At 61.8% G+C, this 15,500-nt stretch carries 14 protein-coding genes; 4 read left to right on the forward strand and 10 right to left on the reverse strand.

The window, feature by feature from the left end:
* Window positions 1-3: 3 nt before the first annotated feature.
* The 3 genes from IG178_RS21500 to IG178_RS21510 are packed head-to-tail and all read right to left on the reverse strand — an operon-like array spanning window position 4 to window position 3,121.
* Window positions 4-2,184 carry a hypothetical protein gene (locus IG178_RS21500; protein WP_193214648.1) on the reverse strand — a complete coding sequence of 727 codons (2,181 nt, stop codon included), beginning with the start codon at window positions 2,182-2,184 and terminating at the stop codon, window positions 4-6.
* Entirely contained in the window at window positions 2,181-2,714 is a 534-nt protein-coding gene (locus tag IG178_RS21505; protein ID WP_193214649.1) for a type II secretion system protein, read from the reverse strand. The genes IG178_RS21500 and IG178_RS21505 overlap by 4 nt, the downstream gene beginning before the upstream one ends.
* Window positions 2,711-3,121, reverse strand: a complete 411-nt coding sequence (locus tag IG178_RS21510) for a hypothetical protein (RefSeq protein ID WP_226895665.1) — start codon at window positions 3,119-3,121, stop codon at window positions 2,711-2,713. Before IG178_RS21510 ends, IG178_RS21505 begins: the two co-directional genes overlap by 4 nt.
* 111 nt (window positions 3,122-3,232) lie before the next feature.
* Here IG178_RS21510 and IG178_RS21515 point away from each other — a divergent pair, with 111 nt between their 5' ends.
* Entirely contained in the window at window positions 3,233-3,820 is a 588-nt protein-coding gene (locus IG178_RS21515; RefSeq protein ID WP_193214651.1) for a hypothetical protein, read from the forward strand.
* A gap of 69 nt (window positions 3,821-3,889) precedes the next feature.
* Here the strand turns inward: IG178_RS21515 and IG178_RS21520 are convergent, their stop codons facing one another.
* The 5 genes from IG178_RS21520 to mutL form a co-directional block, all read right to left on the reverse strand.
* On the reverse strand, window positions 3,890-4,933 hold the full coding sequence (locus tag IG178_RS21520) for a hypothetical protein (protein ID WP_193214652.1): 1,044 nt from the start codon (window positions 4,931-4,933) through the stop codon (window positions 3,890-3,892).
* Window positions 4,930-5,529, reverse strand: a complete 600-nt coding sequence (locus IG178_RS21525) for a hypothetical protein (RefSeq protein ID WP_193214653.1) — start codon at window positions 5,527-5,529, stop codon at window positions 4,930-4,932. Before IG178_RS21525 ends, IG178_RS21520 begins: the two co-directional genes overlap by 4 nt.
* A 30-nt stretch (window positions 5,530-5,559) precedes the next feature.
* On the reverse strand, window positions 5,560-6,234 hold the full coding sequence (locus IG178_RS21530) for a hypothetical protein (RefSeq protein WP_226895666.1): 675 nt from the start codon (window positions 6,232-6,234) through the stop codon (window positions 5,560-5,562).
* 479 nt (window positions 6,235-6,713) lie between these two features.
* On the reverse strand, window positions 6,714-7,505 hold the full coding sequence (locus tag IG178_RS21535; RefSeq protein WP_193214655.1) for a hypothetical protein: 792 nt from the start codon (window positions 7,503-7,505) through the stop codon (window positions 6,714-6,716).
* Between the two features lie 402 nt (window positions 7,506-7,907).
* On the reverse strand, window positions 7,908-9,638 hold the full coding sequence (gene mutL / locus IG178_RS21540; protein WP_193214656.1) for a DNA mismatch repair endonuclease MutL: 1,731 nt from the start codon (window positions 9,636-9,638) through the stop codon (window positions 7,908-7,910).
* A 96-nt stretch (window positions 9,639-9,734) separates the two neighbouring features.
* Here mutL and IG178_RS21545 point away from each other — a divergent pair, with 96 nt between their 5' ends.
* Together IG178_RS21545 and IG178_RS21550 are read left to right on the forward strand one after the other, a co-directional pair.
* Window positions 9,735-10,097 carry a HesB/IscA family protein gene (locus IG178_RS21545; protein ID WP_193214657.1) on the forward strand — a complete coding sequence of 121 codons (363 nt, stop codon included), beginning with the start codon at window positions 9,735-9,737 and terminating at the stop codon, window positions 10,095-10,097.
* Window positions 10,097-10,852 (forward strand): hypothetical protein, encoded by a 756-nt coding sequence (locus tag IG178_RS21550; protein ID WP_193214658.1) that lies wholly within the window; start codon window positions 10,097-10,099, stop codon window positions 10,850-10,852. The genes IG178_RS21545 and IG178_RS21550 overlap by 1 nt, the downstream gene beginning before the upstream one ends.
* A 47-nt stretch (window positions 10,853-10,899) precedes the next feature.
* Here IG178_RS21550 and gpmI read toward each other — a convergent pair whose 3' ends face one another.
* Both gpmI and IG178_RS21560 read right to left on the reverse strand, forming a co-directional pair.
* On the reverse strand, window positions 10,900-12,444 hold the full coding sequence (gene gpmI, locus IG178_RS21555; protein WP_193214659.1) for a 2,3-bisphosphoglycerate-independent phosphoglycerate mutase: 1,545 nt from the start codon (window positions 12,442-12,444) through the stop codon (window positions 10,900-10,902).
* A 52-nt stretch (window positions 12,445-12,496) separates the two neighbouring features.
* A complete protein-coding gene (locus IG178_RS21560) occupies window positions 12,497-13,444 on the reverse strand; it encodes a calcium/sodium antiporter (protein ID WP_193214660.1) in 948 nt (315 codons plus the stop codon).
* A 141-nt stretch (window positions 13,445-13,585) separates the two neighbouring features.
* Here IG178_RS21560 and IG178_RS21565 point away from each other — a divergent pair, with 141 nt between their 5' ends.
* The gene (locus IG178_RS21565) at window positions 13,586-15,493 is read left to right on the forward strand and encodes a potassium transporter Kup (RefSeq protein WP_226895667.1); all 1,908 of its coding nucleotides are present in this window, start codon (window positions 13,586-13,588) and stop codon (window positions 15,491-15,493) included.
* Window positions 15,494-15,500: the final 7 nt, after the last annotated feature.

Below are 15,500 nucleotides of genomic sequence, written 5' to 3' on the forward strand. Positions count from 1 at the left end.
GCCTCAGTTCGCCCCCGCGCCGGAGTAGAACATCTTGCGGCGCTCCTCCACCACGATCAGCCAGTTCATCATGGTGATCGGCGGAAGCTCCGCCGGATGGGTGATCGGGCGCAGGTTGACGTCGATGTTGCCGGCGGCCGCGTCGGTCTCGCTCGCCATCTTGAAATCGAGCAAGTGGACCGGATTGGCAGCGGTGCCATCATCCCCCTTCAAGTGACCGATCTGGCCCGCCACCTCGACCTTGTAGGGATCAAATTCAGTGCCATAGCGCTTCTCCGGTGCAAACAGGGAGGCCGGGGGATAGAAGGGCGATGACAGGCCAGCCGGTGCCACGGCGGGCACCACATTGAAGTCATCGCCGATGTAGAGGCGGAGATTGGTCACCAGCGAAAAGCCTTTGGTGAAGCCCGTGAGGTCATCACACTCGGTCATCAGCACCGCGTAGTCGTTGTCAGTGCACGGGATATTCGGCTTGTAGACGGGATTGTTGATGCCTGTCACGGTGTAGTCCACGTTCACCACCAGGGAATGGTTGACCGCGGTCGAGTCGGCTCCGAGCGATTGGAGAAAGGCGGGAAAACGCTTGGGATAAATGGCAATCGACGGCCGGGTTCCGTGAAGCAGCTTCAATTCGAATGGCGGGCTTGGCCGGAAGTATCCGCCCTTGAGCGTGCCCACGTCCGGGTCGCCGAAGGTCGCGTTGTTGAAATTGATCGTCCCGGTCACCCCGTTCCTGAAGTAGTACCGGTTGTTGGAGCCATAGGCGACATCGACCACGTTGGTGAAGGTATAGCTCTGGTTCTCGTTGGCTACCTTGGTGAATCCAGAGGGAAGCGGCACCGCGCCCGAAGCGTTGAGCGGGAACAACATCGTCTGCCGGGTTCCGCCCTTGAAATACTCGAAACGCAAGGCCGTCGGGGTGATGTCGGTGGCACTTTTCACGCCGGTCACATCGAGCCGCATGGCGCATTGCAAGGCTCCCACCGAATAATTGTTCCAAGATGTTGGAGACAAAACGTTTGTCTCTGCCGAGTGGATAAACCGGTCGAAGTATTCAGATCCGCGATTGATCGGAATGAAAGCCGCACGACCCGCTTCCGAAGCCAACGTCACGGGCATGAAAACTCCGTTGGTAACCTCGAACTGCTCGCGCACCCCCGGCGCGAACGGATCCCCGCCGAGCGCGTTGTCGCCAATGGTGACGTCATCGGCCAACTCAAGCCCGCGCCGTCCAGCGATGCGTTCGAGGTGCATCCCGCTGTCCACCTGGGCCCTGGTCGAATAAATGCCACCTTGGATCGAAGTGTTCTGCCACGGCGTTCCGTCGGCATGGCTACCCAGTTCGGTGAAGGCCTCCGCTGAAATTGCGAGCTGGGAAGGGATTTCATAAAGGGAGACGATGAAGTCCCTTTCCCCGCCTTGTCCCCCATCCCGTCCAAAGCTGTTGAGAATCATGTTATTCTCCCCGAGCTGCATGCTGAAAGCCCACCAGTTCCGTTTCGCCACGAAGGGTTGACCTGGGGCACAGTAACCGAACCGGATCTCCGGGTAGGGAATGATATTCATCCTCGGATAGTCGGCAACCGACAATCCGACTTCCGCCAACGCCAGGTTCCCGTAGGTCTTCTGGTTGGAAATGATCGGATAGACCGCGTCGTTTCCGGCAAGTGTGCTGTTCGATGTCTCCAAGGGAGCGGGAAACCCCGCGCCGAGAGAGCGGTTGAGGCCCGATGACATGTAGCCCGGCTCCGGTTCGATCGCATCGAACGCGAGGTTCATGTTGGTGAAGGAGGCGTCACCCCGGTTGGCCGTGATCGCGCTCGGCACTCCCAATTGTGTCTTCAAATTGGCAGAAATCGACGACCTGCCGTTGGCTTGCTCCAGAGCCTCAGAAAAGATGTTCTGCCACCTCAACGAATCGCGCGCCGAACCGGAGATGTTGGAACGATGCTGCATCGCCCCGATCGCACGGTTCGGCACGATGTTGACCATCGCCCGGAGCACCGCATCTTCCTTGTCGGCATAGTCGATCCGCAACTGGCTCTCGGATTGCACGACCTGCGCCACGGCGGCCCCACGATAGGCGCTGAGCGTCAGCAAGGTCAGCATCACCCCGGCGCCCAGGACAATGATGTACGAGATGTATCCAGGTCGGAACCCCTTGCGTGCCGGTGCCGTTTTCATAGCTGTTGTGACCCTGAGTATGTGAGTTCTTCTCCATTCGGGCCGATCAAGCGGATCCGCAGAATGCCTTGTTCAATCGAAAACCTGACGTCGTCGGGGCGTTTGGTCAGCGACCAGTCGGGCGTGCCCAGTTCACCGCTTGAATTCACCATGCGGTAATAGAGCCCCGTCCCCGTCCCCGGATCCTCGAACGACAGGACGGATGCCCTGAACGTTCCGTCGGGTTCCTTGAAGCGAAGCATCAGCACCGGAGCATCGGCCATCACAGGGGGATTCCCGGACACGATGTCATCGACGCTTTCATAAAGCCGGTAACCGTCCGCAGTCCCAACGATCTTGACCAGATAGTTGTTGATCATGGGAGCCTCCGTGGTGAGGAAGTTCTGGGCGTTGAAAATCCTCAGGAAGGCGATCTGCTGGTTGACCAGCGACAGCAGCAGGGTGGCCACGGTGATGCCGACGGCCATTCCCAGCGCCAATTCGAGCAGAGTGAAGCCCCTCCGAACGGCTGTTGTCCGGTCAATCTTCATTGGGAGCGCACCACGGTTCGGGATTTGAGGTAGGTCCGGCCTCCGACCGTGTAACGGATCACGCTTTGCAAACGCCACACCTCCATCGCCGATGGATTGGTAGCCAAAGTCCCAGCCCCCCCTTTGAGAGGCAGGTTGTTGGTATCTGCAAATCGGGTCCGGGTCACGGAACCATTGATTGGCTGGCCACCGGGCAACTTCCCAAGCTCCACGACGGAGGTCGAAACCTGGGGATTGAGCGGCCAAAGACTATCCGGGCCCGAAAGGTCCTCGAAAGTGGCACGCTGGGCGGTTGCCTTCTCGAAGGTCAGATAGGCGTCCGTGACGCTCTGCTGGAGCGTCCACTGGCGGGGAGCAGTGACGTTCAGCGAGAGCTTGAGAAGAATCAGCCCCAGAATGCTCAGCATCGACATCGCGATTGTCGCTTCGACCAGTACCGAGCCCGTCGCCGATCTTGCAGGCTTGCGAGGGGACAGGAAAAACGGAAAACTCCGCGTGTGCTGAATTTCATCAGATGTATGGCATTGGCCGTCATCCTCGCCGGAACGATGGTCACCCGCCTGCACGCCCAAGCCGTGCTCGAGCCACCCTTCGGCCTCCATTGGGGCGATACTCCGGAAAACTTGATTAACTGGGCTTCCGCACATTCCCTGGACGTTAACATTTCGCTGCCCGGCGATCAACCCGCACTTCGCATCGTCCGGATATCCGCCCGCAGTGGCAACCTCCCCAAGTCCGCCGCGCAGGCCATCGAGGGGCGCTTTCACAGCGGGCGGCTTTTCGAGGTCACCGTCCATTACCGCGACCGCGCCGCGACGGCGGAAGAGATGGAGACCCGTTTCAACAAGCTGAAGAAGGAACTTACCGGGGAATATGGCACTCTTTCCGCCAACCGGCAGGACCGCGCCATCAAGGACCAGTTTGTCACATTCACCGAGTCCTTTCACCGCGAACCGGTCCGCGGCTTGTTCCTTTTGCTCGCGTATACCGAGGTCGGGGACCAGCTGAGGAAGACCCGCGAGGCAACCTTTTCTCTTCTCTACCGGAACGACAACCTCCGGCAGGACCTGGAGAAGCTCCTCTCCCCCGGCGGGAATCGGAAGTGACGGCACCTGGAGTTTCATGATGGAGATCCGGGGCGAGAGACACCCCGGAGGCGTTCGCAGCTCGCCGGCTCAGTCCATGGTCGTCACGGTTCCGTTCATCTGGATCGTTCGATCCAGATGGAACGTGACGTGGCTCAGACGCTCCAGACCGAAGGGTGTCGAAGTGACAAGCTCCATGGTCCATTGACCGTCGCCACCTTCATCAAACACCGAATCGTAATCACTGAGCACCAGCACTTCACTCCGCGGCACGCTCTCGTTGACCAGCAACGAGGAACCCGGGACGATCTTCCCGGTCGTACCGAGACTCGGAGCGCCCTTGTAGACCTGAACGTAGGTGTGGGAACTCGGATAGAGGTCGTTGAGCGTGATCGTGACGTTGGGCAAGGAGAAGCGGATCATCTGGTTGGCCGTGATGCCGGCGAGAGCACCGTCGGCCACCGGCCAGATCTGGATGAACTGGGATGCCAACTGGGACGGAGGCACGTGATAGTCGGGCCCTTGGTTGTCATCCAGGGACCAGAAAGAGAACCGCTCCTCGCCTCTCTTCTTCAGCGCATTTGCTCCCGGCAGTGCGGTGATGACATAGTTCAGGGTCTGGATTCCATTCTGATCCATCTCCACCTGGCTGCTCAAGGTCGCGAGCGAGCGATCGAGACCTTCACCGGTTCCGTCCACTCCGTAGGACTGGACATGATGCAGGAAGTTGACCTTCTTGGACGCCTCGGGTGCCCCGGCATCGGACAACAGGCCGCTGATCGAAATATCGACATAGAACGGGCGGTCAGCCCTCGTCCTCGGGATCACCTGATAAGGATCTTCCGATCGGATCGCCACCTGTCCGATTGGCACGTAGGTGCCCACGTAGCGGGTATCCAACAGATAATCCGTGAGCGGTGAAGCCTTGACCGTCCACAGCTCAAAGCGCGCACCACCCGGGTCGATCGCAAGCGGGGAAAGGGACTCTCCGTTCTGGGACACACCGACATCCCACTCAACGCCGGTTGGCAGTTGGACCTGGCGGATGAAATTGGTGTACGACGCCCCGTTCTGTGCCATCAATGACACCGGCAAGAGGACGACAACGGCGGCGACGATGGATTGGATCTTCATGGCGTGGCGACGGTAGGAATTGGGTTGGCTGGTTTGCCGGCTGACACCGTTGCGGCATCGGCCTCCTCTGGCACTTTCAGCGGGAGAACCGAGATCGGGCCTTCCTGGAAAGTCGCGACCACGAGCCGCGTTTCCTTTTCGAATGATTTGAGGGTGGATTCATCCAGCGCCTTGTTGCCCTCCGCCTGGACACGCGACACCTGGACGGTGCGGATCCAGGCCCGGTTTGCATTGAGGAACTCGGTCCAGTTGATGAGGCGTGAACCATCCTGTATGGCGAGCCGGTCCGAGAGCACCTTGGGCACATGGATGATCGCACGCTTCGGGACGATCGTCGCGAAGCCGCGATAGCAAATGATATCGGAGCGCGAAATCAGGTTGGAGGGAACGTTGGTAACCGACGGATCGTCACCCGCCGCGGGCTTGAAAACCGGAGGAGGGGCATCTTCCAGAGCTTTCCGGGCCGCTTCGACGACCTGTTCATGGGTGGGAACATCCCGCATCTGAACCTTGCGGGGAGCTTCACCCGCGGCTGCCGGACAAACCGACAGCGAACCGAAAAGGAGAAGCAAACCAAAACTGGCGACAGTCTTCATGATTTCAAGGAGTTTGGGCAAAGCAGCAGCTCACTTGTTTTCGTCATCGACGGTCGGATCACTGTCCTCCTTCGGAGCATTGCCGGGATTGCTCGAATCGACACCGTCCGCATTGTTGCCGTGCCCGTTGTTGTTCTTGCAGCCGAACGTCACCAGCAGGACCATATCCTGGAGGTCGTAGCCTTGGTCCGATTTCTGGGAGTCGTAGTGGGTCAGTTCCATGAAAACGATCACGTCCATGGGCCCGATCTTCACGCGCCCTTCGGCATCGAGGTAAGGCTTGATGAAGCTCTCCAATGTCGGAGCGGTGTGCATCGGGTTCGTGGTGGGCGGAATATCGCCGTTCACCAACGTCCGCACGTTGTCCGTTCCGCTTTGGGAAGTGAAATAAGGACCCCAGCTTCCATTGTAGTAGTAGCGGCCGCCAAACCTGAGGGTTTCCCCCTGGGTCATGTCCTTGTAGAAAACCACCTTGTTCGGTTTGACGTCGTCGTTGGTTCCGTAAAAGACCTGCTCATAGCTACCTCCGTTGTAGCTCACCTTGGCCTCGGTGGGGACAAAGGAATAGCTCTTCCCGGATCCAACGGTCACCCCGGCACCGAGGACTCGAATCGTGGCACACAACGGCTCCTTCGGGGTGATCGAATTGTCATCCACCTCCACCACATCCTTGACCGAAGAAGGATAGGTGATGTTCCACGTCAATTTCGGATGGGTTCCCGGCTGCACGATGATCGGGAATGCCGTCAAGGCCCCCACGGGAATGGCAGGGTCCGTGGAGTTTCCATTCCCATTTCCGTTTCCGGCACGGGCAACAGGAGGAGCAATCGCACAGAGGCTCAGTGAGACTGCCGCAAGGGCAGCCATTCGGCTGGTTTTCATGGCTGGTTGTATGGGTGGACAGTTGTGATCAACTTCTCCGCCCTCCTGGATCCATGGCGTGGGACATGCCTTGGGGAGAGGGACCCGGCGAGGGTGCCGGGCATGGAACGGCCCAAGGAAATGGAGCCGGGCCATGCCCGCTCGGGACAGAGTCCCTCGCCGGGTCTCCGGGGAAGCGATGCGGGAACATCGCCTCTCCGGACAGGATCAGTTTTTCATGTAAGGTGGCGATGAAATCGCCAGGGTGGTGTTATCTCGGGTGTGGGAACAGCAATGGTCAGGTTACTGGTCGGGTGATCTTTTCAGCGCCGCGGCAAGCCGTCGCTCCATCCGGACCAAGGCCCTTCGGGAACGTCACGGGCTTCGACGAAGCGCCATTGGACGCGCTCGCCACTGCGGAAATTGAGATAGTCCCGGACGGCCGGGCTTAAATCGATGCCGGCGGCATTGTTGCGATTGCCGCGCGGATCCTCGTTGCCGAAAACATACTGCCAGTGGTCGACCTCGAATGGACCGACATCCTCCCACTGGGCGTAGCAGACCTTGCCCTCGCGATGGATCGCGATCCAACGTCCCTTGCACACCGAGATCCCCTCCCCCCGATACTCGCGCCAGAACCAGGGAATCACCTCGGACGCTTCCGGACGATGATGCCCGCCCCGGGCGATGTCGTTGTAGGGCAGTGCGACATAGAAGGGATTGAGCTTCGGCACGAAACCGGCCGGCAGATATCCGTTGCGGCGATTCGGATCGTCATAACCACCGAAATTCTCCTGCCAGTTCATATCCCAGGAACTCATGGTGTTAGGAACCGGGTTGTTCTGGCTTGGCAGTTCGCCGATCCAGAAAACGGTTCCAACCACGTTTCCACGCCATCCACGGAACGAACGGAGAGCATCGTCATCCTCCTCAATCACCAGCCGGGCGCGATCCGGGGTATTGAAAGGATTGCTAAGCCCGGGCAAGGCCTCGCGACGGTTCTCCAACAAGGCGCTGTGCAACTCCTCCAAACGGTCACCCAAGAGTGACGCAGCTCCCGCCACCGGCAAAAACACCGGCGCGAGAACCAGGAGAATGATGGAGTGCAGTTTCATGGGAGTTTTTAAAACCCTCGATCCTCTTCGGACTCTTCGCCGGGCACTATGAACAATCAGGAAAACCAAACAAGAAATTTCTAACGAATTTTTGAACGTATTTGAAATCTTGTTGTCTAAGGCGACCTTCAGGAGAATTAAGTCTCAAAATGAGAGAGTTACAGCGACCGAAATCGCCGTCCCATTCGAATTATTGGGCCCCGTGAGGCCCCAGATCAGCTCTTCGCATCGAAGCTCCAACAACATTCCCCCACCCTGCCGAGATGGCAAAGGAGGGGAAATGAAGCGGAACAATCGAACTCATGGACCCCCATAGAAGAGCAGGATCAGAGCCTCCGAACAATTTAATTTTCGTGATTTTTAAACAAAAGGAACCACGAATAGCTCTCTTTGATTAATTTCTCAAAAACCTGCAGCACCACCTCCGGAAAAACGTCGCTCAAGCTCCCGCAACGAATACTCCGTTAACGTCGGCCGACCGTCAGGCGCACAGTAGGGCAATTCGCAACGGAAGAGCACTTCGAGCAGCCGCATTGCCTCCTGGGGTCGGGGAGCCTCGATGAGCGCCGCCTTGCGCGCAAGGAGCCGGGCGAGCCGCTCGAAGGCGAGACGGGCACCAGGCGCTTGTCCGGCGGCAAGTTCGTCGACCAAAGCCGTCACGAAGGCCCGCGGATCGGTCGAGGTGAGGAAATCCGGCATGGACCCGACCCGCAGGGTGCCCGCACCGAACTCCTCGATCTCGATCCCCGCCCGGGCGAAGTCTTCGCGATGTCGCAAGGCCAGCTCCAGTTCGCGTGGGCCCGGTTCCAACAAAAGCGGTACCAGCAGGGATTGGCTCTCAACGCCGCTACCGGACGATTCCTGAAGCCAGCGTTCGTAGAGGATCCGCTCCCTCGCCGCCTTCGGATCGAGCAAAACCAAGCCGTCAGCCGACTCGAGGATCGCGTAGCGCTCCAACAGGCTGCCGACGTAGCGGAATGGCAGCGGCTTCGGAGCAGCAATCTCAACAGGGGTCTCCTTCGGGGCTTCAACAATGGCATCGAACTGCCGCTGAACGGGAAGCACCGCCGGCCAGGCGCGCGGCGTCGCCATCGCCGGAGCACTCTGCCGGACCGGCACCGCCACCGGTCGCCGAGCTTCCTCCGCTCGCGACAGGCCCTCGCGCACCGCGGAGCTCAGCACCTCTCGCAGTTCCAGCGGCCGGTGCAGGCGGATCTCCCTTTTGGCGGGATGGACGTTCACATCGACCAGTCCCGGCTCCATCTCGATCCACAACCAGGCGCAGGGGTGGAGACCATCGGCAACGCCACCGCGGAAGCCCTCGGCAACTCCCCGGGATATGGCACCATCTTCGACGGGCCTGCCATTCAGGAACACACACTGGTGGCGCCTGCCCTTGCGGGCGTGATTGGCCGGCAGGATGAAACCCTCGACCGCGACGCCGTTACCATGGCTTAGCGGCAGCTCCACCAGCTCACGGCCGAGTTCCGTGCCGGTCATCCAGCGAACCCGGTCGAGCCGCGACATGCCCCCTGGCAGGTCGAACACTTCCCGGTCATCCTTGCGGAAACGGAAACGCACCCCCGCAGCCGCCAAGGCGTGCAAGCGCAGCTGGTGCTCGATGTGGGCGGACTCCGTGGTCTCGGCCCGCAGGAACTTCCGGCGGGCGGGCACATTGAAAAACAAATCGCGCACCTCGACGGTCGTCCCCGGTGCACAGCCCGCCTCCCGGACATCGCGCATCACCCCGCCTTCGACCGTGATCTCGGTCCCCGCCACCGCGCTCGGCTCGCGGGTGGTCAGGCGGAAACGCGAGACGCTGGCAATGCTCGGCACGGCTTCCCCCCGGAATCCCAAGGTGCGGATCGCCGCAAGGTCCGCGGATTCGGCGAGCTTGCTGGTGGCATGGCGTTCGAGGCTGAGCAGCGCGTCGTCGCGGGACATGCCGCTGCCGTCGTCGATCACCCGTAGAAGCGCCGCCCCGCCGCGGCGGATCTCGACCAGCACCTCCCCCGCCCCGGCGTCGATGCTGTTTTCGACCAACTCCTTCACCGCGCTCGCCGGCCGCTCCACCACCTCGCCGGCAGCCACCTGGCTGGCGAGGATCTCGGGCAGGATGCGGATGCGCGGCACGCGCTGTTTTTAGGTCGCGGGGGAAAAGATCCAAGGCCAACCCGTGCCGATTTTTCGCTGGCCCGCCGGGCCGGTGGCCGTATGAGTGCGGTGGCAATGATTGCAATCACTGACAAAGCGGCCGACGAGCTGCGGGCCTTGCTTGAACGCAAGGGAGCCGGCCCCGAAAGCGGCCTGAGGCTCGCCGTACAGCGCGGTGGCTGCGCCGGCTGGCAATACGTCATGGAAATCGCGCCCCTCCAGGAAGGCGACACCATGGTCGAGTCGAACGGCGCACGGGTCATCGTCGCGGCGGACAGCGCCGGCAAGCTGGAGGGCTGCCAGATCGATTATTGCGATGATCTCTCCGACGCCGGCTTTCGCATCGAGAATCCCAATGCCGCGCGCTCCTGCGGCTGTGGCACCTCGTTTGAAACCGCCAACGAACCGACTCCCGAACCGGTCGAGGATTGCCGCTGATGCGCCGCGACAAGGAACCGCCGCCAAAAAAGCGCTCGCCCGCCTATTATTGGTGGACCTTGGCGAATGTCGTCGCCTTGTGCCTGGCGGTCCTGAGCTGGTTGCTATGCCTGCATGTTTTCAACCACCCGGAAATCCCGCGGAACTATGAGCTGCTGAAAAAGCTCAAGCGCGTCGAGCCGCCCGAGGACCTGCCGGAGATGGAGGCGCCTCCCGGCGATTCCGCCGATCCGCGGGCCTTTTACCGGCGCTACGCCGGGCTTTCCTCGGATGAACTGGCCCAGTTCAACGCCGCCTTGATGCGGAACTACCTGACCAATCTCAAGGAGCCCAAGCTCATCCAGTACGCGGAGGGCAACTATCGGGTCGAACAGGTGCGGCCCCTCGGCCCCGATGATTTGTTCCACCCCGGATTCGCGGTTCGCGGTCGCGCGATGATCGCCCCCGACGAGTTCTCGAAGCCGGCTCCTTGGCCCGTGGTCATCGAGTATCTCTTCCCGACCGACAATCCGGAAGCTTCCGGTTGGATCGCCCCGTCGGACCTGCTTTCGGTGGCGAAGTTTCCGAACTGCGCGATGCTGTTGCACGTGTCCCGCCTTGAAAACGAAGACACGCCAGTGGTCTGCCTCACCGTCGTGCCGATCGCGTTCGGCACCTTCAAGGCCGGCAAGGACCGTCAGTTCGACCTGAAAGCACCGGCCGAACTCAATCCCGCCGCTCCACTGCCGGCGTTCCCCTTGGAACAGGAAGAATAGCCGTCCCGGACGATGCCCCCCGGCGAGGACCGAGGGGCGGAACCCGGCTACTTCTTTTTCTTCAGCAGCGAGCCGCCGGTCATCTCCTTCGGCTTCGCCACGCCCATCATGTCGAGCAAGGTCGGTGCAACGTCGGCGAGGATGCCGTCCTTCACCTCGAACTTGTCCGAATCCGCGGCCACGTAGATCAAATGCACCAGATTGGTGGTGTGGGCGGTGTGCGGGGACCCGTCGGCATTGATCATGAACTCGCAGTTGCCGTGGTCGGCGGTGATCAGCAGCTTGCCGCCGAGCCTCAAGGTCTCGTCAACCACAGCCTTCACGTCCGCATCAATGGTCTCGCAGGCCTTCATCGCGGCCTCGACCACACCGGTGTGACCGACCATGTCCGGGTTGGCGAAGTTCAGGATCACCAGGTCGAAGTTCTTGAGCTGGCCGACCACCGTCTGGGTGACCTCTTCGGCACTCATCTGCGGCTTGAGGTCATAGGTGGCAACGTCTTTGGGAGAAGGGATGATGAACCGCTCCTCGCCCTTGTTCGGCTTCTCGGCCCCGCCGTTGAAGAAGTAGGTGACGTGCGGGTACTTCTCGGTCTCGGCGATCCGCATCTGGTTCTTCTTCGCCTTCGCCACCGTTTCACCCAAGGTCATCCGCAGCTTGTCCGGGCCGAAGATCACGTCGCAATCGTAGTTCGCGTCGTATTCGGTGAGGGTCACGTATTTCACCTTCGGCCGGCGGCCGGCCTTGAAAGCCTTCCACGGCCCCGTGGACAGGAAGGTTTCGGAAAGCTGGCGCACGCGGTCGGCACGGAAGTTGAAGAAGATCACCACGTCGCCGTCGCGGACCAGCTTCTTGCCGGGCTTCACGAACACCATCGGCAGCAGGAACTCGTCGGTCTTGTCGCAGGCGTATTGCTCGGCGATCGCCTCGGAGGCGAGCACCTCCTTGTAGTCGCCGATGCCGTGGACGATCGCATCCCAGGCGAGCTTGGTGCGCTCCCAGCGCTTGTCGCGGTCCATCGCGTAGTAGCGGCCGGTCACGGTGGCGATGCGCGCGCCCTGCTTGGCGATCTCATCCTCGACCTTCGAGACGTAACCCTGGCCACCGGTGGGCGAGGTGTCGCGACCATCGGTGATGGCGTGGACGTAGATGTCGTCGACACCACCGGCCTTGGCCATCGCGACCATCGCGCAGAGGTGATCCTGGTGCGAGTGGACGCCGCCATCGGAAAGCAGGCCGATGAAGTGCAGACGCTTGCCCTTCGCCGCGGCGATCGCCTTCTTGAAAACCTTGTTCTTGGCGAGCGAGCCGTCCTCGATCGCCTTGTTGATGCGGGTCAGGTCCTGGTAGACGATGCGCCCCGCGCCGAGGTTGAGGTGGCCGACTTCCGAATTGCCCATCTGGCCTTCCGGAAGCCCGACATCCATACCGGAAGCGCTGAGGAATCCCTTCGGATACTGCTCAAGCATCACGTCGTGGAAGGGCGTCTTGGCGAGCAAGGTCGCGTTGCCGTCCTTTTTCGCCGTCTTCTTCCCCCCGGGGTTCACACCCCAGCCGTCGCGAATGATGAGAACCACCGGTTTTTTGGCCATGACGAGCCGCGTTTAGCGGCCTGCCGCCCGACCGTCCAGCGGGGATTCCGCGTCATTTCGGCCACATGTAGCCGAGGTAACCGAGGTAGCACAGGAAAAGCAGCAGGCCTTCCCCGCGGCTCAGCCGCTTCCCGGTCGCGATCAATGGCACCATCAGCACGGTGATCCCGATCATCGCCCAGGTATCGACCGGCAACAGGTTGGCGGTGTTCAAGGGGCGGATCGAGGCGCTGCAGCCCAAGACGAAGAGCAAGTTGAACAGCGACGAGCCCAGCACGTTGCCAAGGGCGATGTCGGACTGCTTGCGGAAAGCCGCGACCACCGAGGTCGCGAGTTCCGGCATCGATGTGCCCGCCGCGACGATGGTCAGGCCAATCACCGACTCGGAAACCCCCAGCTGCTGGGCAACCAGGACCGCATTGTCGACCAGCATCCGCGAACCCAGCACCAGCACCGCAAGCCCCCCGACGATCTTGATCAGATCCCCGGCCATGGAGCCCCCTTCGCTCACTTCCGGCACATCGATGTTCGCCTCGTGTCCCAGCGCCATGTCACGCTTGGCCATCCTCACCGCCCAGATCGTGTAAATTACGGCACCGAGCGCGAGCACGCCCCCCTCTATCCGCGATATTTCACCGTCGAGGAAGGTCAGCGGCGTCAGGATTGTCACCCCCAGCAGGACCGGAGCGTCCCAGCGCAGGACCTGCAGATGAGTGGTGACCGGGAAGACCACCGCTGAAAGGCCGAGGATGACCGCGATGTTGAATATGTTGGATCCCACCACGTTCCCCACCGCGAGATCCGACTGCCCTGTGAATGAAGCTTTCAGCGACACCAACAGTTCGGGAGCGGAAGTGCCGAACGCCACCACGGTCAATCCGACCACCAGCGGCGTCAGTCCGAGCTTGATTGCGATCGACGCGCCGCCCCTCACCAGCAATTCGGCACCGACGAAGAGGATCAGGCAGGCGAGCAGAATCAGAAGTCCGGCAACAAGCATCGCGGGGACCTTCCGACACCGGGCCGAACGTTCAAAGTGGGAAATCCCGCAAGTTTTCCATCCAGCCCGCCGCGGGCTTTTCTCTGGCCACCGGGTCCCCGGCCTGCTTGGAAAGCGCAGCGGTCTTTGCGGCCCGCGATCATGACTTCCAGCCCCGACGGACATAGCGCCCGCCAACCTTCGCTTGCGACATCGACGCTAGCGGCGCTCGGAATCGTGTTCGGGGACATCGGCACGAGCCCCCTTTATGCCTTCCGCGAATGTTTCGCGGAGACCGGGGCCCATGTGCCGCCGCCGATGACCACGTCCAATCTCGCCGGCGCCGCCTCCCTGATCGTCTGGGCGCTCATTTTGGTGGTCACCATCAAATACGTGCTGATCGTGGTGCGCCTCGACAACAAGGGCGAAGGCGGGATCCTTGCGCTCTCCGCATTGGTCAGGTCCGCGGCCCGCCGTCTGGGCGGCAGGGACCCGAAGACGATTCTCATGCTCGGCTTGGCCGGCGCTGCCCTGATCTATGCCGACGGCATGATCACCCCGTCGATTTCCGTGCTCAGCGCCGTAGAAGGCCTGACCGTGAGCACCCCGCTGGAGAAGCAACACGTGGTACCGCTGGCCCTGGTGGTGCTGGTCGCGCTGTTCGCCATCCAGCGACACGGCACCGGCAAGGTCGGGGCGCTCTTCGGGCCCATCGTGCTCATCTGGTTCGGCACCATCGGTGCGCTCGGGCTCCGGGCCGTCATCGGCCACCCCGAGGTGCTCGCCTCGCTTAGCCCCCACAGCGCCCTCACCTTCCTGGTTCGCGAATGGCACCACGCCTTTCCCCTCCTGGGAGCGGTTTTCCTCTCGGTCACCGGTGGCGAGGCCCTCTACGCCGACCTCGGCCATTTCGGGGCCCGGCCGGTGCGGGTGGCCTGGTTCTGGATCGTCTTTCCCGGCCTGGTCCTCAACTACCTCGGCCAGGCCGCCCTGCTCAGCGTCGATCCTTCCGCGATCAGAGCCCCCTTCTTCCTGCTCGCCCCGGATTCGCTGCGCTTCCCGCTCACCCTGCTGGCCACCGCCGCGGCGGCAATCGCCAGCCAGGCCCTGATCTCCGGGGCCTTCTCATTGACCACCCAGGCGGTCCAGCTCGGCACCTTGCCGCGGGTGCGTGTCCTCCACACCTCGGATCACTCGGTCGGCCAGGTCTACGTGCCGGCGATCAACCGCTTCCTGATGGTCGCCTGCATCCTGCTCGTCGTCAGCTTCCAGAGTTCCGCGTCGCTGGCCAATGCCTACGGCGTGGCGAACGTGATCGCGATGGCCATCACCTCCTTCCTCTTCTACCCGGCGGCCCGTGCCGTGTGGGGCTGGCCCCGCTGGAAGGCGGCCCTGGTCACCGGCCTGTTCCTGACGGTCGAGATTCCGTTCGTCGCCGCGAACAGCCTCAAGATCGTCCACGGCGGCTGGTTGCCGCTGCTGGTCGCCTGCACCGCGATGATCCTGATGATCACCTGGGTGTGGGGACGCGCCCGCCTCTACGCCCAGCTTTCAAAGGAATCCCTGCCCATCGACGCGCTGCTCAGCGACCTGGAACGGGGCGCCATCCACCGCGTGTCCGGAACGGCCGTTTACATGAGCGGACGCGGCGACACGGTGCCGCCGGCGCTCCTCCACAATCTCAAGCACAACCAGGTCCTGCACGAGCGGGTGGTTTTGCTCCATGTCGAAACCCTCGACCAGCCCTACGTCGACATCGCCGAAAGTGCCAGCCACTCGGATCTCGGTGAGGGCATGCACCGCATCACCCTGCGCTTCGGATTCGCGGAATCCCCCGACGTTCCCGAGGCCCTGAAGACGCGGCTGCCCGAGGAAGCCCGTTTCCAACCCGGCAAGGCGACCTACTTCCTCGGCCGGGAAACCTATGGCGTGGGACGCAATGCCGGCGCCCTGGACCGATTCCGCCTCGCCATCTTCGCGGTCATGGCCCGCAATGCCTCCGCCGCGACCGCCTATTTCCGCCTGCCACCCGGCCGGGTGGTCGAACTGGGCGCCCAGATCACCCTGTGATTTCGCG

The organism is Neoluteolibacter marinus (genome assembly GCF_014904755.1).
Classification (GTDB): domain Bacteria; phylum Verrucomicrobiota; class Verrucomicrobiia; order Verrucomicrobiales; family Akkermansiaceae; genus Haloferula; species Haloferula marina.